The 24,897-nt window shown below is 70.5% G+C and carries 22 protein-coding genes; 8 read left to right on the top strand and 14 right to left on the bottom strand.

What is annotated here, in order from left to right:
- Window positions 1-5: 5 nt before the first annotated feature.
- A complete protein-coding gene (locus tag ACWD26_RS13565) occupies window positions 6-176 on the bottom strand; it encodes a hypothetical protein (protein ID WP_451269427.1) in 171 nt (56 codons plus the stop codon).
- Window positions 177-304: 128 nt separating this feature from the next.
- Here ACWD26_RS13565 and ACWD26_RS13570 point away from each other — a divergent pair, with 128 nt between their 5' ends.
- The gene (locus ACWD26_RS13570; RefSeq protein ID WP_451269429.1) at window positions 305-1,318 is read left to right on the top strand and encodes a helix-turn-helix transcriptional regulator; all 1,014 of its coding nucleotides are present in this window, start codon (window positions 305-307) and stop codon (window positions 1,316-1,318) included.
- Window positions 1,319-1,366: 48 nt separating this feature from the next.
- Here the strand turns inward: ACWD26_RS13570 and ACWD26_RS13575 are convergent, their stop codons facing one another.
- On the bottom strand, window positions 1,367-2,443 hold the full coding sequence (locus ACWD26_RS13575; RefSeq protein WP_451269431.1) for a LuxR C-terminal-related transcriptional regulator: 1,077 nt from the start codon (window positions 2,441-2,443) through the stop codon (window positions 1,367-1,369).
- Window positions 2,444-2,831: 388 nt separating this feature from the next.
- On the opposite strand from ACWD26_RS13575, the gene ACWD26_RS13580 reads away from it, so the two are divergent.
- Genes ACWD26_RS13580 through ACWD26_RS13590 form a run of 3 tightly spaced genes read left to right on the top strand, consistent with a single transcriptional unit; the run spans window position 2,832 to window position 6,180 of the window.
- Window positions 2,832-4,373, top strand: a complete 1,542-nt coding sequence (locus ACWD26_RS13580; protein WP_451269433.1) for a circularly permuted type 2 ATP-grasp protein — start codon at window positions 2,832-2,834, stop codon at window positions 4,371-4,373.
- Window positions 4,370-5,305: an alpha-E domain-containing protein gene (locus ACWD26_RS13585; protein WP_451269435.1), complete on the top strand. Its 936-nt coding sequence runs from the start codon at window positions 4,370-4,372 to the stop codon at window positions 5,303-5,305. The genes ACWD26_RS13580 and ACWD26_RS13585 overlap by 4 nt, the downstream gene beginning before the upstream one ends.
- 5 nt (window positions 5,306-5,310) lie before the next feature.
- Entirely contained in the window at window positions 5,311-6,180 is an 870-nt protein-coding gene (locus ACWD26_RS13590; protein ID WP_451269643.1) for a transglutaminase family protein, read from the top strand.
- Window positions 6,181-6,187: 7 nt separating this feature from the next.
- Here ACWD26_RS13590 and ACWD26_RS13595 read toward each other — a convergent pair whose 3' ends face one another.
- From ACWD26_RS13595 to ACWD26_RS13650, 12 genes are all read right to left on the bottom strand, one after another.
- A complete protein-coding gene (locus tag ACWD26_RS13595; RefSeq protein WP_451269437.1) occupies window positions 6,188-6,745 on the bottom strand; it encodes a hypothetical protein in 558 nt (185 codons plus the stop codon).
- Window positions 6,746-6,995: 250 nt separating this feature from the next.
- Complete coding sequence (locus ACWD26_RS13600) at window positions 6,996-8,150, bottom strand: sugar ABC transporter substrate-binding protein (protein ID WP_451269439.1); 1,155 nt, start codon at window positions 8,148-8,150, stop codon at window positions 6,996-6,998.
- Between the two features lie 549 nt (window positions 8,151-8,699).
- Window positions 8,700-9,860, bottom strand: a complete 1,161-nt coding sequence (locus ACWD26_RS13605) for a zeta toxin family protein (RefSeq protein ID WP_451269441.1) — start codon at window positions 9,858-9,860, stop codon at window positions 8,700-8,702.
- Window positions 9,857-10,216: a hypothetical protein gene (locus tag ACWD26_RS13610; protein ID WP_451269443.1), complete on the bottom strand. Its 360-nt coding sequence runs from the start codon at window positions 10,214-10,216 to the stop codon at window positions 9,857-9,859. The genes ACWD26_RS13605 and ACWD26_RS13610 overlap by 4 nt, the downstream gene beginning before the upstream one ends.
- Window positions 10,217-10,324: 108 nt before the next feature.
- Complete coding sequence (locus ACWD26_RS13615; protein WP_451269445.1) at window positions 10,325-10,831, bottom strand: hypothetical protein; 507 nt, start codon at window positions 10,829-10,831, stop codon at window positions 10,325-10,327.
- A gap of 65 nt (window positions 10,832-10,896) precedes the next feature.
- Complete coding sequence (locus ACWD26_RS13620; RefSeq protein ID WP_451269447.1) at window positions 10,897-11,703, bottom strand: hypothetical protein; 807 nt, start codon at window positions 11,701-11,703, stop codon at window positions 10,897-10,899.
- A complete protein-coding gene (locus tag ACWD26_RS13625) occupies window positions 11,703-13,433 on the bottom strand; it encodes a type IV secretory system conjugative DNA transfer family protein (RefSeq protein ID WP_451269449.1) in 1,731 nt (576 codons plus the stop codon). The genes ACWD26_RS13620 and ACWD26_RS13625 overlap by 1 nt, the downstream gene beginning before the upstream one ends.
- Window positions 13,434-13,482: 49 nt before the next feature.
- Entirely contained in the window at window positions 13,483-14,889 is a 1,407-nt protein-coding gene (locus tag ACWD26_RS13630) for an outer membrane protein assembly factor BamB family protein (RefSeq protein WP_451269451.1), read from the bottom strand.
- Window positions 14,890-14,956: 67 nt separating this feature from the next.
- Entirely contained in the window at window positions 14,957-17,080 is a 2,124-nt protein-coding gene (locus ACWD26_RS13635; RefSeq protein WP_451269453.1) for a peptidoglycan DD-metalloendopeptidase family protein, read from the bottom strand.
- A 7-nt stretch (window positions 17,081-17,087) separates the two neighbouring features.
- Complete coding sequence (locus tag ACWD26_RS13640; RefSeq protein ID WP_451269455.1) at window positions 17,088-17,759, bottom strand: hypothetical protein; 672 nt, start codon at window positions 17,757-17,759, stop codon at window positions 17,088-17,090.
- 151 nt (window positions 17,760-17,910) lie between these two features.
- Window positions 17,911-18,273 (bottom strand): DUF4913 domain-containing protein, encoded by a 363-nt coding sequence (locus tag ACWD26_RS13645; protein WP_451269457.1) that lies wholly within the window; start codon window positions 18,271-18,273, stop codon window positions 17,911-17,913.
- Window positions 18,274-18,413: 140 nt separating this feature from the next.
- Window positions 18,414-18,926 (bottom strand): hypothetical protein, encoded by a 513-nt coding sequence (locus ACWD26_RS13650; RefSeq protein ID WP_451269459.1) that lies wholly within the window; start codon window positions 18,924-18,926, stop codon window positions 18,414-18,416.
- Window positions 18,927-19,247: 321 nt separating this feature from the next.
- On the opposite strand from ACWD26_RS13650, the gene ACWD26_RS13655 reads away from it, so the two are divergent.
- The 4 genes from ACWD26_RS13655 (at window position 19,248) to ACWD26_RS13670 (ending at window position 24,867) form a co-directional block, all read left to right on the top strand.
- Complete coding sequence (locus tag ACWD26_RS13655; RefSeq protein WP_451269461.1) at window positions 19,248-20,948, top strand: conjugal transfer protein; 1,701 nt, start codon at window positions 19,248-19,250, stop codon at window positions 20,946-20,948.
- 53 nt (window positions 20,949-21,001) lie between these two features.
- Window positions 21,002-21,277 carry a TrbC/VirB2 family protein gene (locus ACWD26_RS13660; RefSeq protein WP_451269462.1) on the top strand — a complete coding sequence of 92 codons (276 nt, stop codon included), beginning with the start codon at window positions 21,002-21,004 and terminating at the stop codon, window positions 21,275-21,277.
- 40 nt (window positions 21,278-21,317) lie between these two features.
- Window positions 21,318-21,800 (top strand): hypothetical protein, encoded by a 483-nt coding sequence (locus ACWD26_RS13665; RefSeq protein ID WP_451269464.1) that lies wholly within the window; start codon window positions 21,318-21,320, stop codon window positions 21,798-21,800.
- Between the two features lie 64 nt (window positions 21,801-21,864).
- The gene (locus ACWD26_RS13670; protein WP_451269466.1) at window positions 21,865-24,867 is read left to right on the top strand and encodes an ATP-binding protein; all 3,003 of its coding nucleotides are present in this window, start codon (window positions 21,865-21,867) and stop codon (window positions 24,865-24,867) included.
- Window positions 24,868-24,897 lie beyond the last annotated feature (30 nt).

Raw genomic sequence — 24,897 nt, forward strand, 5'->3', positions numbered from 1 at the left:
GTCAGTCAGTCCCAGACGCTGTCTTGTTCGCCAGTCTCTGCGGTGCCACCGGTTTCCACTGCCACCACGACAGTCGACGCCTCGTCACCGTTCGCCAGGCGATCACCGCTCTCCACGCCGGAAAGGCCGCTCAGCGCTCCGAAAGCCACAACGGTGGAGAAGGCGGCGACAAGCACCGAGCGAAGCATTCTGTTACACATAGTCGGCTTCGTCCTCACTTGAAGGTCCCCTCTTCCCCCGTCGGGTACGACGATGACTCATTCGGGCACGTCATGGCCACATAATCGATGCATCATGTTCCTGCATGTTCAGGACCCTGGGGGGTGGAGATTTGGTGACAGATCGAACTAAAGCGACGCATCCCCATCCAGTGACCGAGCTGTGCGAGGAAGGCGGACGCCTCTACGCGAACGCCCTGCGGCTGGGACGTATCGCCCGCGCGGACGTGGAATCCGCGCCCTGTCTCATGGAGTTCGCCCTCCTCCACCCCGACCCGGACGACATCGGCTGGTTGCGCCCTGTTGCCCCGCTGGTGGCCCTGGCACAGCGGCTCAACCCCCTGGAACGCGAGATCAGCGAGCGCCGACGGCTGTCGATCGAACTCTCCGAGGCCTTCGAACCCTTCATGGCGCTCACCGCCCAAGGCTCGTCGCCCACCCACTCGATCACGGTCCTGGAGGGCCTGGACCGCATCAACACGGCCCTCGATCTCGCCACCGCCGAGTGTCGGACGGAGATGCTGACAGTCCAGCCGAGCGGTCGCCGCCGACCCGAACAGCGGCTCATCGAAGGACTGGAGCGCGACCGGCCACTGATCGAACGCGGTGTGCGGCTGCGCACCCTCTACCAACACACAGCCCGATACAGCCCCGAGCGGCTGGCGTACGTCGATCAGATCGGCGACGGCAAGGTGGAGATACGCACCATCGACGAGCTCGTCGAGCGGCTCATCATCTGCGACGAGACCGTGGCCTTCATCCCTGTCCGGGATGACCGGCAGGTGGCCCTGGAGTTGCGCCACCCCGGCCTCGTCCGCTACCTGATCAAGGTCTTCGAGTTCATGTGGGGCCGTTCCGTCCCACTGAACGCCGGCGCCCCCTACGAAACCGCCCCCGACGGCATCACGGACATCCAGCACTCCATAGCCAAGCTCCTCATCGAGGGCCATGTAGACGAGGCCATAGCCCGCCGCCTCGGTATGAACGTCCGCACCTGCCGCGCCCACATAGCCAAGCTGGCGACCGCGCTGGGCAGCGGCAGCAGGGCGCAACTCGGCTATCTCATCGCCCAGTCGGGGATGCTGGAGCAGGAGGGCTGACCGACGGGGGCGACGGGCCCCGTGAGAGCCGTGCGCAACCGGGCTGCCTCACAGGGCGGTCGGGGATTCCCGAGGGGGAAGTGGGGCCGTGGGGGCGGGAGTCGGGGAGGGTACGGCGGGGAGGTCGTCCGGGGCGACGGGACGGGGCGGGCCGTCGAGGCCGGCCTCGGCGATACGGACACCGAGTTGCGTACGGCTGGCCGCGCCGAGCCGCTCGGAGAGGCGGGCGATATGGGCCCGGCAGGTGCGCACGCTGATCCCGAGCCGCTCGGCGACCACCGCGTCCTGATGGCCCTCCGCCAGCAGGGCCGCGATGGAACGCTCCCGGTGGGTGATGCCCGCGACACCGGTCGACGGCAGCGAGGCGGACAGCGGCACGCCCAGCCGCCACAGCCGTTCGAAGACCGTGACCAGGTACTCCACGAGCGCCGGGTGGCGGATCTCCAGGGCCATGGTCCGGTCGGCGTTGGCGGGGATGAAGGCCACCGTGCGGTCGAAGACGATGAGGCGTTCCACGACCTCGTCCAGCGTGCGGGCCTCCGCCGACTCCCCCATCAGCTCCATGTAGTTGTGCAGCCCCTGCCCGTGCCGGGCCACATGCGTGTACAGGTCCCGCATCCGCACGCCCCGCCGGCACATCGCCAGCGCCCGGTGCAGCCCCTCGCGCAGCTCGTCCTCGCGCCGGATGCCGCCCGGCTGCACGGTCAGCACCTCGGTCGTACAGCGGTCGGTGGCCTCGTCGATCGCCGCCCGGATCCGGGCCAGCCCGTCGAGCACCCGGATCGCCGCGCCCTCGGCCGGGTGCCGGGCGCCCCGGGAGCTGCCGAGCCCGGCGTACCACTCGACGGCGTCGACCGCCGCGCCCATCCGGGCCTGGCTGGCGCTGACCTCCGCGTGGACGCCGCGCAGCAGCCGGGTCATGACCTCCTGCGGGGAGGTGGGCACCAGCCAGCCCATGTCGTCGGGGTCGGGGTGCAGCAGGGCGAGTTCCAGCAGGCAGGGCACGGCGTCGGCGTCCGAGCGCGGTACGCGGCCCCGCCGTACGGCTCTGGAGTACACGCGGTCCCCGGCGGCGCAGAGCCGGTCGGCACCGTGCGGATGCTCCTCGGTCGCGGGCCCGGCCATCACCCATTCACCCCCGGTTCCAGCCTCTTCGCAGCGCAACTATGCGCGGCCCGCACCGGCACCGCAACACGGCTCCGCCGTCTTTCTGCCCCGGTAAAGCACCTTTCACCCACCTACCTCCACCCCTCAGGCAGTGCGCTCTGCAACAAGCTGAAGTCGGCGACGGGCGGTGCCGGGCCCCGGCGAGTTCCCCGTACCCGACCGTGGAGAAACTCGTTCCCCCGGAGTACGGCTCATCGCCCCCGGAGGCGACGAGGGCGTCCGCGCCCCGCCTCCCCCGCGCGGCCGTACTTCAAACCCTCCGTTTCCGCAGGTCGTGGTCGTCCCCGCAAGGTGCCGGAAATGCGATGGTGATCAGGCCGTTACGAGGCGCACTTACCGTCGGGCCATGGCGGACATATTTGACGCGTACGCGTTGGCCGACGCGTGGGACGAGATGTTTGAGCGGCCGGGTGAGGTCAGGACCGCCTATGAGCCGGTGCTGGCGGCCCTGCAGCCCATCGAACCGGCCGAACTGCGGTTCAGGGCCGACCAGATGGCCCGCGCCTTCACCGACCGGGGCGTGACCTACGCCTTCGCGGGCGAGGAGAGACCCTGGCCCCTGGACCTGGTCCCGCGCATCCTGGACGCCCTGGAGTGGGACCTCATCCAGCGCGGAGTCGCCCAGCGCGTACGGGCGTTGGAGGCGTACCTCGCTGACGCGTACGGGCCGTGCCGGGCCTTCGAGGACGGGGTCGTGCCCTGGCGGCTGCTCCTCAACTCCCCCCACTTCCACCGGGCCGCGCACGGGGTGGAACCTCCCGGCGGGGTCCGCATCCACGTCGCCGGCATCGACCTCGTACGCGACGAGGCGGGCGACTTCCGGGTGCTGGAGGACAACGTCCGGGTGCCGTCCGGGGTTTCGTACGTCATCGAGAACCGGCGGGCGATGACCCGGGTGTTCCCGTCCCTCTTCGCCGAGCAGCACGTCCTGCCCGTCGACGGCTACACGCAGAGGCTGCTCGCCGCGCTCCGGGCCGCCGCGCCCGGCGGCATCGGTGACCCCCGCGTCGTCGTCCTGACCCCCGGCCCCAACAACGCGGCCTACTTCGAACACGCCCTGCTGGCCCGGCTGATGGGCGTGCAGTTGGTGGAAGGGCACGATCTCGTCTGCCGGGGAAACCGGGTGTGGATGCGGACCACCCGCGGCGAGATGCCCGTCCACGTCGTATACCGGCGCCTCGACGACGACTTCCTCGACCCCCTCCACTTCCGGCCCGACTCGGTGATCGGCTGCCCCGGCATCATGGGCGCCGCGATGGCGGGCAACGTGACGCTCGCGAACGCCGTCGGCAACGGCATCGCCGACGACAAGCTCCTCTACACCTACGTCCCGGACCTCATCCGCTACTACCTCGGTGAGGAACCGATTCTCCCGAACGTCGAGTCCTTCCGGCCCGACGAACCCGGGCAGTTGGAGGCGGTCCTCGACCAGATCGACCAGCTGGTCGTCAAGCCGGTCGACGGGGCCGGCGGACAGGGCATCGTCATCGGCCCGAAGGCCGACCGGGAGACGCTGGAGCGCACCCGGGAGGCCGTGCTCGCCGACCCGCGCGGCTGGATCGCACAGCGCCCGGTGGCCCTGTCCACCTCCCCCACCCTCGCCGGCGAACGCATGGCCCCGCGCCACATCGACCTGCGGCCGTTCGCCGTGAACGACGGGAGCGAGGTGTGGGTCCTGCCCGGCGGGCTGACCCGTGTCGCCCTCCAGGAGGGCAACCTCATCGTCAACTCCAGCCAGGGCGGCGGCTCCAAGGACACCTGGGTCCTCGCCGAGGGCCCCGCCGAGCAGCGGTACGAGGAGAGCGGCGGCCCGTTGGAGAAGGCGCCGCGCCTGCTCGGACCCGACGGCACCCGTGCGGTCGTACAGGAAGGGGCGCAGCAGCAGTGAACGACGTGATCCTCTCCCGGATAGCCGAGGCCCTGACCTGGACGGGACGGTACGTGGAGCGGGCCGACGCCACCGGCCGCATCCTCGACGCCTACCTCCACCGCCTCCTCGAAGACCCCTGGCGCGACGAGGACGCAGCCTGCCGCTCGCTGTACGCGATCCTCGGCGTGGACGCGCCCGACCGGCACTGCGACATGCAGCAGGTGCTCGACCGGCTGGCCTTCGACGCCCGCTCGACGGGGTCGATCGAGGGCGCGCTCGGCGCGGCCCGCCTCAACGCCCGCAGCGCCGGTGAGGCGGTGTCGTCCGAGATGTGGGAGTGCCTGAACTCCACCTGGCACGCGCTCGCCGACCAGCGCACGGCCGCGCGCCGCACGGGCGGCCCGTACGCGTATCTGGAGCTGGTACGCCGCCGGGCCGCCCTCTTCTTCGGCCTCGCGGACTCCACGATGAGCCGCGACGACAGCTGGCGTTTCGTGGTCCTGGGCCGCAGCCTGGAGCGGGTGGACATGACCGTACGGCTGCTGTCGGTGCGGGTGCTGGACGCGGCGCACGCGCCCGACTGGCCGACCCTGCTGAGCGCGAGCGGCGCCGACGAGGCGTACGCGCGCGTGCACGGCGGCTTCGGCGACAGTCCCAAGGTCGCCGAGTTCCTGCTCCTGGACCGGGACTTCCCGCGCTCGGCGCTGCACGCGCTGACCACGGCGGAGGAGTGCCTGGCCGCGCTCGGCCGCCCCCGCCAGGACCCGGCCCGCCGCCCGATCGGCGCCCTGCGCACCCACCTCGAATACCTCGACTCCGAGTCGCTGGAGGCCGGACTGCCCACGCTGCTGCGCGACCTGCAGCAGGCGTGCATGGCCTCGGCGGAGGCGGTCGCCGAGAAGTTCTTCCCGTACCAAGGCCCCGTCGAGTGGGCCCAGGAAGGCGCGTGAGCACGATGAACCTGCCCGTAGCGGCTCCGAGGGCGACCCGGCGCCTGCGCATCCGGCACACCACCCGCGTCTCGTACGCCCAGCCCGCGGCCTCCTCCCACAACGAGGTCCGCATGACCCCGCTGACGCTGCCGGGCCAGACCACCCTGGACGCCCGCGTCCTGGTGAACCCTTCCACCCCCACCTGGTCGTACTGGGACTACTGGGGCACCCAGGTCACCGGGTTCGACCTCATCGAGCCCCACTCCGACCTGACGATCACCGCGACCAGCCTGGTGGAGACGGCCCCGCCGGACCCGCTGCCGGACGCGCCGGACTGGGCGGAGGTCCACCGGGCGAGCGCCGACTCCCGCCTCCTGGAGTACCTGACCGCGACGGGCCGTACGACGCTGCCGGCCGAACTCCTGGACCGGGCCCGGGAGGTCTCGGACGGCCTCTCCGTGCACGAGACGGCGACCGCGGTCTCGTCGATGGTCGCCGACCACGTCTCGTACGTGCCGGGCGCGACCGGTGTGCACACCAGCGCGGCCGAGGCCTGGGAGCAGGGCGCCGGCGTCTGCCAGGACATCGCCCACCTCACCCTCGGCATGCTGCGCGGCCTCGGCCTGCCCGCCCGCTACGTCTCCGGCTACCTCCACCCCGAACGCGAGGCCGAACTCCACCGCCCCGTCGCCGGCCAGAGCCATGCCTGGATCGAGTACTGGGCGGGCGACTGGACCGGCTACGACCCGACCAACCGCGTCCCCGCCGACGAGTCCCACGTCGTCGTCGGCCGCGGCCGCGACTACGACGACGTGACACCGCACAAGGGCATCTACCGGGGGGTGGCGGGGGGACCGCCGGAGGTGACGATCGAGTTCACGCGGGTGGCTTGAGGGGGCTCTAGTAGTTCTCGTCCTCGTCCTCGTCCTCGTCCTTCCGGGCGTAGTCCGTCAGGACGCAGCCCGCCTCGCCCTCGTCCTGCCGGTAGGTGCTCGGTATGTCCACGCCCGGATCGCAGACGAGGTAGAGGAGGCCCGCGTCGAGGAGGGCCTTGGCGCTCTTGTCGTCGTCGGCGTCGACGGCGAAGGTCATACCGACCATCAGGCCGGTGTCGTCGACGATCTCGGAGTTCACCACGTCCTTCTGGAAGTCGCCCAGCATCGGGAAGTGCACGAAGTCCATGTCGGTCTCGTCGTCGACCTCGCACTCGCCGGCACTGTCGACCGCGTAGCTGACCTCGGCGCGGAACTCCAGCAGGTCGTCGCCCACGTAGTAGTCGGTGTCCTGGCACCCGACGTTCTTGTCCAGGAAGAGGGCGACCGCCTCCGCGTCCTTGGCCACGGGAAGCATCTCGCCGTCGCCACCACAGGCGGAGACGGTGAGGGCGAGCAGCAGGGCGCAGGCGGACGAGGTCAGGGTGGAGGGCAGACGGCGGCGGGTACGGGCAGGCGTGCGCAAGGGAGGGTTCCTCTGGGAGTCTCGGTGAGCGGAAGGGGAGAGCGCGTACATCTGTCCCCACTGCTCCGAGACATGCGACAGTCGCCCCCTGTGATCACGACATGACAAGCCGTACCCTAGACCATGGGGCGAACGGCACGGCCCGGCAGGTCAACCGCCCGGCCCGTGGAGCCGGTGGTCGGCCCTGCCGGGCCGAGAGGTGTCGTGAGGGCGGCGCGAGGCCGTCGTGAGGGCGGTGTGAACCCGCGGGTCAGTCCAGGCCGGCCGCTTCGCAGTCGGACTTGAAGGCGGACGTGCAGATCTGCTTGACCGTGTAGATGCCGTCGGCGATGACCGTGTCCTTGATGTTGGACTTGGTCAGCGCGACCGGGGGCACCAGCTGGGCGGGGATCTTCTTGGTGGTCGGGGAGTCGACGCTGTCCTTGGCGAGGGCGTCGAACTCGATGGAACGGCCCTGGACCTTGGCGACGGCCATCTCGGCGGCGGCGCTCGCCTGCGTCGGGAACGACTTGTACACGGTCATGTACTGGTCGCCCGAGAGGATCCGCTGCACCGCGTCCAGGTCGGCGTCCTGCCCGGTGACCGGCGGCACCTTGGAGACACCGGCGGTCTTCAGCACGTCGATGACGGCGCCGGCGATGCCGTCGTTGGCGGCGTAGACCGCGTCGATGTTGTCGATGCCGAGCTTGGCGACGGCCTTCTCCATGTTGACCTTGGCGACCTTCGGGTCCCAGTCCGTGGTGTCGTACGTCTCCGAGATCGTCACCTTGTCCTGGAGCTCGGAGAGGGCGCCGTCCTTGAACATCGCGGCGTTCGGGTCGGCCGGGGACCCGTTCATCATGACGATCTTGTTGGCGGCGCTGTCCCCCAGATCCTCCACCAGCGAGCGGCCCTGCACCTGGCCGACGAGCTCGTTGTCGAAGGAGACGTAGCCGTCGATGGGGCCCTCGGCCAGGCGGTCGTAGGCGATCACGGGGATACCCGCGTCGTCCGCCTTCTGCACGGCGGGCGCGACGGCCTTGGAGTCCACGGCGTCGACGATGATGATGTCGACCTTGTCCTCGACCATCTGCGCCATCTGGCTGTTCTGGGTCTCGGGGTCGTTCTCCGCGTTGGCGTACTTGGTGACGCCCTTGTTGTCGGTCAGCTCGGCGATCTTCTTCTTGATGTGCGGGTAGTCGAACTGCTCGTACCGCTTGGTGTCCTTGTCGGGGAACAGCACACCCACCGTGATGTCGTCGCCCTTCGTGGGGCTCGCCTCCGCGCTGTCGCCGATGTCCGAGACCCCGCAGGAGGCGAGGGAGACGGCCGCGGCGGAGGCGGCGAGGGCGGTGGCGGTGCGGCGCAGAGCGGTACGACGACGTATACGGGTGCCGGGGGTGTTGCTGGTGGTACGGGCGTTCACATCAAGGGCCTTCCGGGCGTGGGTGCAGCACTGCGACCCAGGTGGCTGAAAGCCAACGCGGTGATCACCTCAGCGTCAAGGAGTAATCACTTAACGAGATGACAACAGCCTTGTGTGGTCTCGGTGTGAAGAGGGTAAAGCAAGGGACCCCCGGTGTCGCCGCTCGGCCTTCACGTGAGACGGGCCGACGACTACCGATGGGTAGCCGTCCGCGTCAATGACCTTCGTACGAACGGGGGTTGAGAACCGAGAGGATACGCGCCGCCGTTCGCCGGGTTCCTCGTGTACGGGGTGGCAGGTCAGGGCGGTGGCCGGTCCCCGGCCCGGGTGAACGCTTACCTGACGCCACGGAGGGGGTTACGCCCGTCTGCGGCGACCCCGGCACCCGTTCCCGCCCCCCGGGGCGAACAGCGACGAACAGCGACGGGTGGTGGACCTCACTCCGGATGGCGTCACGGGGCGCGTCGACACGCGGGTGGGGAGACAGGTGAGGGGGTGGGGGCGGGTCGAGGCGGTGGTGTGTGGGTGGGGGCGGGCCTGTCCGGTCCGCTATCTGCTGCGGCCCGGGTGGGGGTCGGGCCCGCCAGGCCCCTGGTGCGGCGTCGGGCGGGTGGGGCCGCCGGGGCGTGGCCCCTCCCCCGAAGGCTGCGGTGTGGTGGGCCTTCCGGGGCGCGGGGTGCTGCGGGAGCGCGCGGCTGCGGCCGACGGCGAGGCAGGCGGGGTGGTGGGGGCGGCGGCCGGCGACGAAGGCGACGAGGCGGCCGTAGCCGATGGCGAAGGTACGGGAGAGGGTGGCTGGGTGGTCGGGGCGGCGAGTCGGGCCGCGGCGTTCGGGGTCAGCAGGGGGTGGGCCTGGGACTCGATGCGGGCGAGCCGGGGCGGCCATTCCGGGCCCAGGGCCTGGCTGGTCTCCCGGAGTCTCAGCTGGGTGGTGACGAAGGAGTCGCTCTCGGCCGCCGTCCAGGGGCGGCCACGCTCCGCCATGAGGGCCTCGCGCAAACCCGGCGGGCCGGCCCAGTGGCCCGAATCGTCGAGGGAGTTGCTGTAGCGCGGCTTGCTCTCGCCGCGCCGGTAGACGCTCGCGAGGTCGGCGAGGGCACCCCGGTCGACCCGGTCGGCGAGTTCGAGGATGCCGGCGTAGGACTCGTCGGCGTTGGACTGCACGGTCAGCCGCCCCTGGCCCCGGTCGGCGAGCTGCTCGAAGTACCGGTTGACGATGCCCTGGTTGCTCATCGCCTGTGGCACACCCATGAAGAGGGCCTCGACGCGAGCGCCGGAGTCCCGGTACGCGCGCATCTTCTCCTCCACGGCCGCCGCGTTCTGCGAGGTCTCCTGGATGATCGCGTGCAGCCCGTGCTCGCGGACGTACGCCTCGGCCCGGGCCATCCAGGCCCGCCCGTCGGCGCGGGTGTACGCGGCCATCAGGGTGTCGTCCCGCGCCATCAGCCGGGCGTACGCGGGGTGGTAGGGCTTGTAGAGGTCGCTGTCGACGTCGACGAAGCCGCCGTGGCGGTTGAGTACGCCGGCCACCATCTCGGTGACCCGGCTCTTGCCCGCGCCGGGCTGACCGACGAGGAACACCACGGTGGGCGTCTCCTGCCCGGCCCGGCCTGCCAGGAGGTCGGGGACAATACGCTCGCGGAAGATCCGCCGGTTCTCGGCGTCGGACAGCCGGTGCCGCTCCACCTCGGCGGGGTCGACCACGTTCACCTGATGCTCGCCAGGACCTCGCGGGCGACCCGGGCGTAGTGGGCGCGGGCCTCGGCGATCTGCTCCCGGTCGGCCGAACGCAGCCGCTCACGCTCCTTCGCCAGCCGCCCCTGCGCGGCACGCGCGGCCTCGATGACGGCGGGGTCGGGAGCATCCTTGGCCTCCTCGGCCGCGATCCGCGCGCTGTAGGCGCCGACCGCGCCGTTGACGGCCTCGACCGCCGCCTCGTACGCCGCGGTCTCCTCGTTCGACCAGTCGTGCGGCTCCAGGTCGTGGGTCACCGAGACACCGCTGTCGCGTGCGGTGCCGCGTGCGGTGTCCCGTGGAGCGCCCTGTGGAGTGTCCCGTGCGGTCATGTGTCCCTCCGGTGTCCCGGTGTCCAGTGGTCATTGTGGGGGACGGCGGAGGAGCGGAACCGGGTTCCCGGGAACGCGGGGGGCGGCGCGAGGGGCTCCCCCGCCGGCTCAGCCCTCGGTCGCCCACTTCCGCAGCAGCGCCTCGCGCTCCTCGCGACGCGGGGTGCCCTCGGCGGCGTGGGCGCGGCCCCACTCCGCGAGCGTCTCCACGTCCGCCGTACCCGCGACGAGCCGCTCCAGCAGGGCGACGGAGAGGTCGTACTCGGACTGGACGTAGCCGCCGAGGGAAGCGGCCGACTGCGCGTTCAGTTCGACGGTCCTGTCGGCGGTCTCCAGGTGCACCTCGAACGCGGCCGCGGCATCACCGCCGCCCGCGACGGCGTGGAGGACGAGGTCGACGGCCGTGGTGGCGAGCAGCCGAGCGCTGGACCGGATCCGCACGTACCGCACGTCGACCGACCGGATCTCCGACCAGCCCCACACAGCGCTCTGGCCGGTCCCGAGCGCCTCCACCCAGTCCGGCGTCAGCCGCACCCCATACCCGTACCCCTCCGGCTTCGCCCCGACGTACACACCACCGTCCGCGGCGATCCAGAACAGTCCGACCATGGCCATGAGTTGCCTCCCCAACAGCGACGTACGCGTTTCACCTGGTGAGACGTGCACCGGCGCAGGACGGTTCAGCGGCCCAGTGCCGTCCGCAGGGTCACCCCGTGCCGGACGCGCAGACGCCGCACCTCCCACAGGGACAGCGCCGTCACCGTCAGCGGGCCGCCGAGGAGGAAGGAGTAGATCACGGCGGGCGGAGCCGCCACATCGGGGGTGTCGGAGACGCTGAGGGCGAAGAGCGACCAGACCAGCAGGGGAGAGAGGAGGGCGGGAAGCAGTTCGTGGACGTCGGCGGTGCGGAAGCAGGAGTTCAGGGCCATGAACGTGACCAGCAGGGTGGTGCAGAGAGAGACGAGCAGGACGACGACGCAGGCGAAGAATCCCACGACCAGCAACGCCATCATGACCAGGCCGGTGATCGCCCTCCCGGCCAGGTCACCGAAGAGCCCGAACGTGAGATCGAATCGACCGATGTCGGCCTCGGAGACGATGTCACCGCGCAACCCCAGGAACGCGAGCCAGCACAGGCCGATCCCGAGGACGATGATCCCTATCACGGTCAACGGCCCGACGAGGCGACGCGTGTACACACTCCCCAGCGGTGAGCGCGCCGCGAGGATGAAGAGCGTGATTCCGACGGCCCCGGCGCCCAGCATGATGGCGCAGCCCAGCGCCAGGTTCCCCAGCTTGTCCAGGACGAACTCCTCACGCCCCTTCCGCAGCGGATAGGCCATCACCAGCCACACACTGGCCAGCAGCCCCAGCGCGGTGCGGGCCCGCTGGAGCCAGGTGATGACCGGGTCCCTGATGAGGTCGGGCCGGTTCGGAACAGTCAGTGCGAGCGCACCGCCCAAGGCGATGCCCACGACCTCCCCCATCAGCGCGCCCCGGGGTCGTACTTCCTCAAGGACGCCTGGACCTCCTGGGCGTACGGCCCCTCCCACCACGGGATGGTCTCGACGAGGACCGGCTTGGTGCCGGAGGCGAGGACGAGGGCGCGGCCCGGGGGCATGGCGCCCAGGTCGGAGACGCCGAGGACGCGCTGGCGGCTGACGGACTCGCTGACGGTGCGGTTGCCGCTCCAGCCGCCGAACTCCGACTCACGGCTCGCCTGGTACTCGCGCTGGTCGTACTCGCCGGCCAGTTCGCTGAGGTCACCGAGGAACCGGGTGTCGGAGACACCACCGCCGTAGACGCGGATGTTCGCGGCGGACCACAGCTTCTCCATGCCGCGCTCGCCCCACACCTCGATGCCCTGGGCCCAGGACTGGAGGATGGTCATGAGGATGATGCCGCGCGAGCCGTAGTGGGAGTACAGGTCGGGCAGGGTGCGCCAGCGGCAGACGTTCGCGGCCTCGTCGAGGACGCCGACGAGGGGCAGCGGGAGGCGGCCGCCGCGCTGGGTGGTGGCGTACTCCTCGGCCGCCTCGACGACGGCGACGGTGAGCGCGGTGACCAGCGGTCCGGCGGAGTCGCGGCCCTCGCGGGAGAGTGAGTACAGGGTGCCGCCGGTGCGGACGAAGGCGTGCGGGTCGAACTCGGGCGCGTTCGGGTCGGCCGGCGGGGTCACCCAGCGGTTGACCTCCGGGTTGATCAGGCAGGACGCCATCTGCTGGGCGACGCCGTAGATGCCGCTGCGCTGCTTGTCGGGGGCGGTGATGACGCCGTTGAGGCCGTCGGCGGCCATGGTGTGCCCGGAGCCGCGCAGGATGCGCTCGGGGGTGTCGTCCTTGGGGTTGGACAGCCAGCTGTAGATCTGCGTGATCGGCATCTTGCCGCAGGCCGCGGCGAGGAGGAGGTTGGCGAGCAGGTCCTGGCCGGCCGGGTCGAAGAAGGCGTCCGTGGAGGCGTTGGCGTCCCGCGATCCGCTGGCGAAGTGGTCGGCCATCTTGCGGGCCTTGGCCACGTCGGTGACGTACGACAGCGGGTTCCACCACCAGCTGGGCGGCTCGGCGGCGACCTGCTGCGGATCGAAGACCCAGACGGGGCCGCGCGCGGAACGGGGGCCCCGGGTGGAGTCCACGATGTCGCGCTTGTTGGAGGTGACGAGGACGGCGCCGGGCCCGTCGAGGATGGCGGGGACCGCGCGTCGCGTCGTCTTGCCGGTACGCGGGCCCCAGATGTCGACGTGCATGTCCTCGTACGAACCGAACAGCGGCTGGCGGCCCTTGACGGACCGTCCGATGAACACGCCGGGCGTGCGCGCCTTCACGCCGAGCCGTTCGGCGATGGCCGCCGCGCCCTTCATCGTCAGCTTGCCAAGCTCCTCGCCCTTCGCGAGATGCTGTGCGGCCCCGTCCACCTTGGGCTTCTTCTTGAACCGCTGCACCACGCGGTACACGACGGTGCCGAGGATGCCGAGCAGCACGGCCTCACCGGCGGCGACGGCGCTGGCGGGCGACCCCGGCCAGCTGTAGTCGCCCTTGACCATGGCGACGAGGAAGGTCAGCGGGTTCGACGCCGGTGCCGGCGCGTCCGCGAACGGCGCGCCGATCTTCGCCGCGAGCCAGGCCCCGACGACCCCCAGGAGCACGATCGCGACCACGATGACGATCTCGATCGTCCAGTCGTCCTCGGCGCGGGGCTTCTTCTGCTGTTCTGCGGTCACCCGCGGGTCCGTCCTTTCTGGGGGTGGGGCGAAGCTGGTGGAACGGCCGTCAGGCCTTCTCGCCCTCGAAGGCGAAGAGGCCGTCGGCGGTGTCGACGAGCGTGTAGCCGCTGCTGCTGAACGCCTCGGGGAGCTCCGTCCCCTCGGGGACCATGCCGAGCAGTTCCTTGGTGTCCGCGGCCAGAGCGGCGGTCTCGCCGTCGTCGAGCGTCGCGTAGAGGACACCGCCAGGAGTGATCAGCAACGGCTTGATGTTCTTCTCGTCCGCCTCCTGGCGCCACAGCTCGGCGCCGGTCTCGGTGTTCCAGGCGAGCGCGCCCTCACCGAAGTTGCAGACGGCGGTCTTGCCATCGGGCGAGACGACGATCTCGGCCAGGTCCGTCGTGGCCAGGTGGACCTCGACGGACGGTCCCGTGGCCACGGTGCGTCCGGTCGGCAGGTCGACCGTGGTGATCACCGACCCGCTGCCGCCCAGCGGTGTCCACATGAGCGTCGCCCGGTCGCCCCGGAGCGGGAACAGGTCCTTGTGGCCGTCCTCGATGTCGCCGCCCTTGCCACGCAGTTCTCGGGGCGGGGTGACGTCGTCCTCCGTGCTCCAGACGGTCTCGCCCGTGGTTCGGTCGGCCAACCGCAGAGGGGAGTAGGCCCCGTCGTACTTGGCGACATAGCCCTGGCCGGTGCCGAAAATGGTCTCGTCGGCCAGGAAGCGCTCGAGAACGAAGTCCTTGCCGCCACCGATCGGAGCGAAGGTCACCTCGCCGTCGGGCATCTCGACGTGTCCCCGGACCACCGGCAGGTCCCTGTTCCTCTCACCGGTGAGGGTCGAGCTGCCCAGTTCCCTGCCGTTGGGGTCGTACATGGTGTAGACCTTTTTGAGCGTGGCCGCCTTCAGACCGCTCCCCGCCTTGTTCTCGCAGGTACGGATCAGGAGGGCCGGGGAACCGTCCTTCCACTCGCCCACCTGGACGAGAGTGTCGAACGAGGGCTTCCTCTCCAGTGCGGGGTCGTACGCGCACTTCACGGTGAGGGACGTGCGCTTCTCACCGGTGGCCGCGTCGAAGAGGTGGGCGACGAGGTGCACCGTCGGTGTCTCCGTCTCGGACTCCTCGTCCGGGACGGTGCGGTCCTGGACCAGGACGAAGGCGTCCCCCACCTGGCACACGCCCTTCTGGACGGTGGGGAAGCCCTTCTCGTCCTGCCCGTCGAAGGCGGCCTCACCCGGGCACGAGTACTCCTCGCCGTCCTTCTGGGCCAGGGCCCAGGCGGGCTTCGCCGCCAGCCCCGGGATCCGCTTCCCCTTGTAGACGGGTTCGCCGGCCGCGTCGGCGGACGCGGACGCCTTCGGGCTCCCGGTGGCCTTCGTACCGGTCCCGGCGTCGTCGTCACCGCCGCCACAGCCGGTCACGAGTCCCAGGGACAGGACGGTTCCGACGACGAGACCAGTGCGTGTCTTCATCAACTTCCTTGTTTCACACGGTGATGGGGGGATCAGTGGGCGGCTGTCGCAGGCCCGCCCCAGGCCCTTACGCGTCTGTGTGGCCGTCGCCCTCGATCGCGTTCGTGCCCGCCGGGATCGGCACGCGGTAGACGCCGGTGATCGGGTCCTGCTTGTCCCACGTGCTGAAGGCGACATCCCTGCCCGGACGCGGGGCGTGGATGATCTTCTTGCTCTTGGGGTCCCAGACGATGCCCACGTGACCCGACTGACCGTTGCCCTCCGGCCGGAAGAAGATCAGGTCGCCGGGCTGGGCCTCGGACAGCTGTACCTCGTACTTCTTGAGGCGAGGCTCCTGCACATAGGTGGTGCCACCGATGTCGATCTTCCCGTCGCTGGCCATGTAGTACGCCCACTGCGTGAAGCTGGAGCAGTCGAAGCTGGTCGGGTTCTGGCCCTGGAGGCGCGGCGCCCCGAACACGTACGGGACGCCGATGCCGCGCTGCGCCCAGCCGAGGACCGCGCGGATCACCGGGTCGTCGGAGTCGGGGAGGACACCGGAGGCGCCGGCGCCGTCGGGGGCGACGGCCGCGCCGCTGCCGCCCTTCGCGCAGTCGGCGTACTCGGCGTCACGGGACTTGTCGTCGGAGTCGGAGCCGGGGACCGTGCCGTAGTCCGGGTTGGCCGTGACCCGGCCCGCCATCCATTCCTCGGGGTCGACCATGCCGGGGCCGTTGTCCTGGCCGCCGACGAACGGGTTGTCGACACCGGGGACGAGAACCTCCCAGTGCAGGTGGGGGCCGGTGACGTTACCGGTCGCGCCGATCGTGCCGATCATCTGACCGCGCTTGACGGACTGCCCCGTCCGTACCTTGATCGTGGTCTGGTGGGCGTAGAGCGTGACGACGCCGTCCGCGTGCTGGAGCTTGGTCATGTTCCCGTAGGACCCGCCGGGGCCCGCGGTCATGACCTGGCCGTCGGCCGGGGCGTAGATGGGAGTGCCGCTGGAGGCCACCAGGTCGAGGCCGGTGTGGTAGCCGAGGCTCCACATGTTGCCGCTCTTGTGGTACTCCGTGCCCATCTGGTAAGTGCCCTTCTCCATGGGCCACTGCCAGTCCTTGCCTGCGGCGGGCGGCTTGGCGGCGGGGAAGGAGATCGGGGCCACGCTCGCTCCGCCCGTGCCGGTGTACGCGGCCGGCGCCATGGCGGTGACGGCCTCGTCGCCGGCGTCGTCCAGCGCGGTGACGGCCTCGTCGCCGGCGTCGTCCAGCGGCGGGGTAGACCACGAACGGGCCGCTGTCGCGGCGATGCTGAGAGCCTTCGTGGGCTGGGCGTCGTTGCCGACCGGCTCGGGGATGTCGGACTGCTTCCCGAGGGTGGGGAAGTCCGGGTTCTTCTCGACGGTCTTCTTGAGGTGGGCGTACCAGCGCTCGATGAGGTCCGTGTCACCGGTGAGCACGCCCCGGTAGCGGGCGGCCTGGGTGAGCACGACGCGCGGGTAGATGGTGTTGGAGGCGGTCGAGCCGGAGTAGATCTGCAGCGCCTTGAAGGGCTGGGTCTCCGCCTTCTTTGCGTGCAGGAAGTTGGCGGCGGCCCAGGCCGCGTCGTCGATGTTGTACAGGTCCTTCTGGCCGTCGTCGTTGCCGTCGTCCCCGTAGTCCGTCCAGGCGGGCTTGCCGAACTGCAGAATGCCCATGTAGCCCAGGGAGTTGGCGCCGCCGGGCGCGGCCGACGGGTCCTGCCCGTACTTGGTCTCCTGGTACATCTGACCGGCGATCATCGTCCAGTCGAGGCCGTCGTAGCGGGCGGCGGCGCGCATCGCGGCGAGGATCATCTTCGGCGGTATCTCGTTGCGCGCGGTCTCGCTCGGCATGTACATCTTGCCCGCCGGCATGATCGGGTTGGTGGCGGCCGCGTCGCCGGTGTTACCGGCTTCGGCGTTGTCGGCGTAGTCGGCGCAGGACGCGTTCGTGGCGCCGTTGCCGACGCCGCCGATCATGCTGCCGATGAGCAGCAGGACGAGACAGATGCCTGCTATGGCGAGGCCGCCGCCGCCGCAGAGGAAGATCCACCACTTGAAGCCGCTCTTCTTCCTGCCGCCACCTCCGCCCTTCGAGCCGCCGGAAGCCGCGGCCAGCTGACCGGCGGCCTTGGCGGCCTTGGCGACTTTCGCGGCCTTCGCCGCGGCTGCCAGTACGGCAGGTGCCACCATGGAAGGCTCACTCCCCCGATTCGTCGGAGGCGCCGACGTCACCCAGGCCGAAGATGTCGAACCCCGAGACCACCCACTTGCCGCGGTCCTCCTGGACGGTCACGAGCCATTCGTTGGACTCCGTCGTCGACTGCCCGCCCGCGGTGACCGTGGAGGTCGCCTCGACCAGGCTGGAGATCGTACGACCGCTGCCGCGCACCAGGTCGTCGGAGATCACCGCGTCGCGTACGACGACGGCCGTGCCCTTGGACTCGCACTGCTCCGCCTCGCAGGTCGCCCAGGCCTTGCCCGAGGGCAAGACGGTCAACTGCTTCATCCGGGTGTCGCCGGTGGTGAGTTCGAGCAGCGGGGGAACCCAGGTGACCGCGCTGCTCTTGTAGTCGTAGGTGGTGATGCCGGCCATGTACTTCGTCATGACCGTGTGCGCCTCGGCCACTTCGGAGAGGGCGACGATGGGGGTCGCCTCGGCGTCGCCCGGTTCGTCCGAGCCGGAGTCCGCGTCCTCACCACCGGGTCCCGGCTTCCCCGCGGAGGGTGCCGCCGATGCCGCGTTCCCACCGCCCGCGTCCTCGTCGTCTCCGTCGAAAACGATGAACACCGTCAGCGCGGCGGCCAGCAGAGCGCCGAGCACCGCCAGAGCCAGCAATGCCGTGCGCTTGTTCTCGGCAGGCAACTCCACGGTTCCCGCGTCTCCCTTGTGCTGAGCCAGTACGGCGGTCGAGCGCTGACCGGGACACGGTAGGGGGAGGTGAGGGCGGGAGAGGCTCAGCTTTTCCCGGTGGGGAATGGCCCGGGAAAAGGGGGCGAGCGTGGGGAAAGGCGGAAGGCCGTCACTCCGGCCGCGGATCCACCGGCAGGGGATCGAACGGGTACGCGGTGTGCCCGTCCTTGGGCGAACAGGCCGCGAACGGGCCCGAGTCGGCGTCCATCAGCACCCGCAGATGAGGGTCGGCGTGATGCAGCCACCACGTCGACATGCCGAGCGCCGGGTCCTGCCGCAGGTGCTCCCACGCCAGCCAGAGCGCGGAGAGGCGGGCACCGGCCTCGGGGTGCTCCCACCACTTGGGGCACCAGGTGGCCGACGAGCCGTTGACCCGGCGGCGGACCATCTGGGCGAGGTAGTCGGAGACGAAGACGTAGACGTCCGCGAAGTAGAACTCCGGCTCCTCGGCCTCGGCTTCGGTACCGGTCATCGTTCCACTCCTGGGGTCGCTGTTCGGGGGCGGCGGTGGCGGAAGGTCATTACCGCCACCGGATTGAGGGCTCCGTGGTCGAAGGAGGCCGAAGGAGGCGGCGCCGGCCTGCCGAAGAGGCCGAAGGGGCGGGCCGGCGATCAGGCCAGGACGATACCGAGCAGCAACAGCACCACGACGATCGCACCCATCACGATCCGCGCCGTCGGATCCTCGCGTTCCCACAGGTCGTGGACGAGGGCCCAGCCAGTCAGCCGGGCAGCTCTTCCGCTGTGGAGATCGGTGTCCGGCCCTTGTTGGTCCTCGCCGCCTTCCGGAACCGTCTCCGGCTCGGGGCCGGCGTCGAAACCGACCGGCAGGCCCTGCTGTTCCTGGGCCACCAGGACCATCTGCTCAAGGAGTTCGGGAATCGTGTTCGGGGTGAGGGGATAGGCGAAGGTGCCGTACGGCGTCTCGACACACAACCGCGCCTGCCAGGGGTTGCCGGGCTCATAGCCGTCGACCCAGGCGTGGTCGGCCTGGTGGACCTGGGGCAGCGGTACGGCCGCGGGAGCGGGGGCGGGCGCCTGCTGGACCGAAGGGGCCTGCTGGGGAACATCCCAGGTGCGCGGGTCGGGCTGCGGCGGCTGCGGGTGCCCGTTGTGGTCGGTCAACTGTCGTCCTTCGCCGGTCCGTCGGGTCCAGGTGGTGCCGGGAACGTCAGCTGTACGGCAGACGCGCCCAGCGCATTGTGGGCCCGGCGCGGATCAGGACGGCCCGACGACTTCCCGGCGTATCCCTGACACTTATCCCGACCTTTCCCGAAACTCCGCCCGCTCGGGAATCCCCTCTCTCCCGGCAAGGAAAGCGACAGCGGTTGGGTGACAGGTCTTTGTCACACTGCCTGCGCACCTGGCTGGGCCAGGGCCCGTCGTGCGGTGCGGTCGTGCCCGCCGAGGCGGACGGGGAACCGACTCGCTGGAGTAACCGACTCGATGACAGACCACAACAGCCCTGCTGGCGCGGTCGGCGGAGGCCAGCCTTCCGGCCAGCCCGGGTCCTTCGGTCCTCCTCAGCAGCCCCAACAGCAGGCATGGCAGGCACAGGGCCACGGTCAGCCCTCGGCCCCCCACCAGGCCCAACCCTCCGCCCCGCAGCCTTCCCACCCCCAGCCGCAGCAGCTTCCCTCCGACGCGGCCCGCGCACAGGTCGCCGCCGCCTGGGTGCGCAACACGCCCCAGGCCGGGCAGGCCGCCGTACCGGCGTTGCCGCCGCGCGAGACGCGCCCCGCGAGCGAGTCGAAGAAGGAGAAGCGCGAGCGCGAGCGGGCGGCACGGAAGGCCGCGTACGAGCAGAAGAAGACGGCGAAGGAACAGCGCAAGAGGGGCGGTACGACAACCGCCCCCGCCGCGGCCACGTCCGCCCCTCCTGCGACCTCGGCCGTCACCCACGCGCCTCCGACACCCCAAGCACACCAGGCACCAGCGCTCAACAATCAGACCCTCACCCTGGGAACCCGCTCCGACACCTCGGCCGCCCCGGCCACCGCCACCGGAGCCACTGCGGCCCCGGCCGCCACCAGGCCCCGCCCCGCCCGCGACTTCGACGTCCCCAAGCCCGGCGGCCGTGCCCGCACCGGGGGCCGCCGTACGCACGTCGCGCTGCGAGCCACCCTGCTGATCACCACATGCGTGTTCGCACTGGGCTCGTGCGGTGTGATGGGGATGGTGATCGGCGCGTCGTCAGGTTCCGTCACGGCGGGTCTCGACTCCGACGACGCGGCCAAGTACCGCCTCACCGACTTCCCGACGCAGCAGGCGGCGACCTTCGCCGAGCAGTACGCGCTGCTGTGCATGACGTACTCGCCGGAGACGGAGGCGGACCGCCGCGAGAACCTGGCCCGCTACGCCTCCTCCGGCGTCGACTCCGAGTGCGGCTGGAGCGGTGAGGGGTCCAGCACGGCACTGTCCGCCGTCTGGGACGGCACCCTCGAGGAGCTTCCCGAGTACGGTGACCGCGGCCGCTACCTCGGCATCCAGGTCCGTAGCGAGGACGGCTCCCTGACCACACTCACCGTGCCCGTGTACGTGAAGGACCTCGCGACCGGCGAAGGCATGCGCGTCGCGGGCGACGTCGGCCAGATGCCGCTGCCCGCCCGCGCGGACGTGCCCGAGATCAACGAGGACGAGGTCGTCGACGACACCCTCGCGGCACAGCTTCAGGAGAAGGTGCTGCCGGGCTACTTCGAGGCATGGGGCGCGTCGGACTCCACCGCCATGGCCCGCTTCGCCGCGCCCGGCGCCACCCAGGTGGCCACCGCCGGTCTGGCCGGCCGGCTGACGGACCCGACGATCGACGATGTGGTCGCACTGGTGCCCAAGAGTCTCCAGGGCGCCGACTCGTACACCTACGGCAATGGGCAGACCGTGCAGCTCCGCGTGGTCGTCACCTGGGGCGAACCCAAGGGTGCGACCGTGCGGCGCGCGTACCGGATGACCGTCGTGAACACGGCGCAGGGCTGGTTCATCAAGGACATCCGCGGCGGCGTCCTGGACCCGGAGGGCGGCCGGGCCGACTCCGACGAGGCAGCCGTGCCGGAGGAGGACACCGGCGCACCGTCGGCGTCCCCCTCAGGCTCGGCGTCCCCCTCCGGCGCGTCCAAGCCGGCCGGGGACGACAAGCCCCAGAAGTCCTGACCGCCCACGCCCCCACCCCCATCACTCGCTTTTCCCACCCGAGAGGAACCACCATGTACCTGGCCGCAGAGGGCGACGGAACCAACAAGATGAAAGAGATGTTCGGTGAGGTGCAGGACATCCTCACCAGCGCCGGCACGCTGGTCGCCGTCATCGCCCTTCTCGTTCTCGGCATCCGCATGCTCATGTCGATGAAGCGGGGCGACGGTATGCGCGAGGCCTTCCAGGGCTTCGGCATGATCGCGCTCGCCGCTCTCGTCATCGGTGGTGCCAGCGGTCTCGCCGGCCTGCTCATCTCGCTCGGCGACCAGATCGGCAACGGCGGCTGACGATTAGTCAACCGACTGTCAACGGGAGGAGCTGGTCACGATGACGCAGGAGGCACCCGAGCCGCTGGTCGCCTACGACCACACCGATCTGGTCAACCGGCCGAAGCGGATCTGGAACTGGGGCAACATCCCCCTTCCGGGGCTGCTGCTGCCGGCGCTGGGTGCGGCCTTCGGCTTCGGGCTGGTGTGGCTCATCCTCATGTTCACCCTCTCCGCGTTCCTCCCCTTCCTCGGCATGTCGATGGTCACGTCCGTCCTCTACTTCGGGCCGCCGTTCGCCGTCTACTTCGTCTGGGGCCGCCCGCTTCCCTCGGCGCTCACGCTGAGCCAGCAGCTGGTGGTGTGGACCGACTGGTGGTTCCAGCCCAAGCGGCTGCAGGGGCTCTCCGCCGACCAGGAACCGGAGGAACTGCACTGGCAGGTCATCCTCTGGTCCCCGGGGGGACCGCGCTGGCAGGCCCGCTACGACGAAGCCCGCCGGGCCGCCGCCGAACGCGGTACGGCCTTCTCCGCACCCCGCTGAACAGGCCAGTCCCCCCCGCTGATCCACCCCCGTACCAAGCCGACTACCGCAGGATGACTCCTCCATGTCCATGTTCATGTTGATCCTTCTGGGCGGGGCGACCGCCTTCTTCGTGGTCGCCATGATCATGGCCGCCACGTCGAGCAAGAAACCGGGCCAGGGCGGCGGCGGTCGGGCGAACTCGTCGTCCAGCCGTTCCAAGTCGTCCTCCGGGACCGGCGCCTCAGCACGACGCGAGGACCTCCGGCTGCCGTACCGCTACGCGGACGACATGATCTTCGTTCACGGCGATTCGGTGTGGACCGGCCTCGTCCTGCCCAACGCCATCGACGAGTACCTGAACGCCCAGGAACTCCAGGCGATGGCCGAGGGCCCGCCGCGCGGTCTGCTCAACCTCGCCCGCGGCGACCGCAACGTCGAGTGCCACTACCGCAAGGTCTACCAGCCGATCACCGCGCTGACCTGGGCGGAAGACCTGAACGCGATCGCCTGGGACCCGACCGACAACTACAAGGCCTACAACCTCCGCAAGGCCGAGTACCAGGAACGCATCGGTGCCAACCGGGAGCGCAACGTCCTGCTGGTGAAGCTGGGTTCGCTCAAGCGCAACAGCGGCGGCTCCGGGGTGATGTCCGAGGACGACGAGCCGTACGACGAGCCGGGCCTGCTTCGCGGCGTACGGGGCGCCGCCGACCACGTGGCCGCGACCGCGACCGGGGTCGCCGACGAGTACCTGTCACCCTCCGTCGTCGCGGAATGGACGCAGGTGGCGACCGAGGTCCACGAGAGCCTGGAGACCCTCCGGGGCACCCCCCTCACCCGCGAAGAGTTGGTCTGGCTGATCCGCAAGCCCCTCCACGGCGACCTGCCGGTCCCGCCCGAGCCGGTGCTGGGCTCGCGCGCCTGGGGCCCCAACGCCTTCGACCTCGTCGTCGACTTCTCCGGCGAGAACCGCAAGACGCACATCGTGCTGAACCAGTACGACGAGGTCACCGGCGAGCAGCAAACCAGCTACACCACGACCTTGGTCGCCGCCAACTGGCCCGCGGAGACCCGCTTCCGCCAGTCGACGGCGTGGGCGCGTTACGCCGCCCAGCACGTGGAGTTCCCCGTCGAGATCGACATGCGGTTCACACTCATCCCGTATCTGAAGTTCAAGGACCGGGCCGACAAGATCCGCGGCAACCTCGTGGACGAGATGAACGACATGGCCAACTCCGGCCGCAGCCCGGACACCAAGCTGGCCCACCAGGTCACCCGCGCCCAGGAGCTCGTCGACGACATCGAGGAGCACAAGATGCCGGGGATGGAGGCGCAGATCCGCTTCACGATCTCGGCTCCGAGCGTGAAGGAGCTGGAGCGCCGTCGCCGGGTCCTGGAGATGCAGTTCAAGCAGGACCTGAAGGTCACGCTGCTCCGCCCGACCCGCCAGCAGTGGCGTCTGCTCCAGTCCCAGCTCCCGGGCGACGCGCCGAAGCTCCCCATCGCCCCCTACCTCCGCCTCCAGGAGGTCGAGCAGCTGGGCGCCGGACTGCCCACGGCCGGCACGGAGTTGGGCGACAACCCCGAGCACCGCTCCGGCAAGCGCCTCGGCTGGGTCGGCAACCTGGTGGGCTGGGCGGGCAAGATGCCGGTCCACTACTCGCTGCACGTCGGCCCGGCCCGCAACGACGGCGGTGGCCTCGCCATCGTCGGCGCCTCCGGTGGTGGCAAGTCGTCCCTGGCCCTGCAGAAGTTCTACGAGGAGTCGGAGTCGGGCGTCCGCTGCCTGGTCATCGACCCCAAGACCGACTTCGCCCAGCTCTGCTACTACCTGGCCTTCGGCTCCCAGGTGAACGACCCGGCGTTCTCCGGCGACGCGGAGGCGGGCCTCCTCGGCACCCCGGCCAGCCGGTTCCAGCCGGTGAACCCGGAGTTCTGGGCGGAGACGGAGGTCGTCGACCTCCTCAAGGGCCAGGCGGGTGTACTGGACCCGTGGGTGATCGCCCGTGACGTCCCGGCCGGCCGTCTCCTCGCGGAGTCCATGCTGCGCGGCTTCCTCGGCGACGAGGACTACCAGCGCGTACGCCTCCCCGTCATCGAGGCGATGGCCACGGTCGTCGGCCGCTACAACTCGGCCATCCGCCAGGCCGTCGAGCAGGGCCTGACGGCCCGGGACGCCGACGCGCAGGTACCGCGACCGACGCTGTGGCAGGTGGTCGACGAGGTCGTGACGGCGTACGAGCACGCCGTGGCGACCGGTGACCGTGAGGCCGCGAAGGACCTGAAGCTCGCGCAGATGCTCCTCACCGAGCTGCGCACGCTCCCCTACGCCCGGCTCGCCTTCTCCGAGCAGCCCCAGCCGCTCTCGGCGATGCGCAAGCGCCGTACGGTCATCACCCTGCGCGGCTTCCAGTCCCCCGCGGCCTCCGACCCGCGCAGCTGGAACCCGGCGGAGCGCCTCGCGGCGACGGCCCTGATGGCGGTCGTGGAGCTGGGCAGCCAGATGCTGGACGTCGGTTACGAGAAGAACCCGGTTACGGGCGAGATCGGTCTGCGCCCGAAGGCGCTGTTCGTGGACGAGGCGTACGTCGTCACGGCCACGGAGTCGGGCCGCGACCTGATGCGCCGCGCCCTGAAGCAGGGCCGCTCGTACATGGCCGTGACCGTCCTGATCACCCAGCAGGCCATCGACCTGGTCCAGATCGAGGACTCCGAGGCCCGCAGCGGTGGCGCCAACCAGATCCACACGGTCTTCGCCTTCAAGCAGAAGTCCGCGCAGGAAGCGTCCCTGGTGGCTCCGCTCCTCGGCCGCCCCGAGGACGACCCGAAGGTCGTCGCGGCCCTCCAGGAACTCCGCACCGGCGTCTGCCTCCAGCGCGACGCCGACAAGCGCGTCGGCACGGTCGCCGTCGACCTGGTCTTCAAGGAGATCCTCGCGGCGACGGACACCAACGGCACGACCCGCCCGGCCCGTCAGGGCGTCAACCCGCCACTGAGCGTGTGGGACTGGACGTTCCTGCAGGAGGCGGCGGAGGACCCGGCGACGACGGCGCGGTCGGCCACACCGGAACCGTCTGTCGCGTGACGCCGCCCCGAAACACCCCCACCTCAGGAG

It is taken from the genome of Streptomyces sp. NPDC002787, from assembly GCF_053592095.1.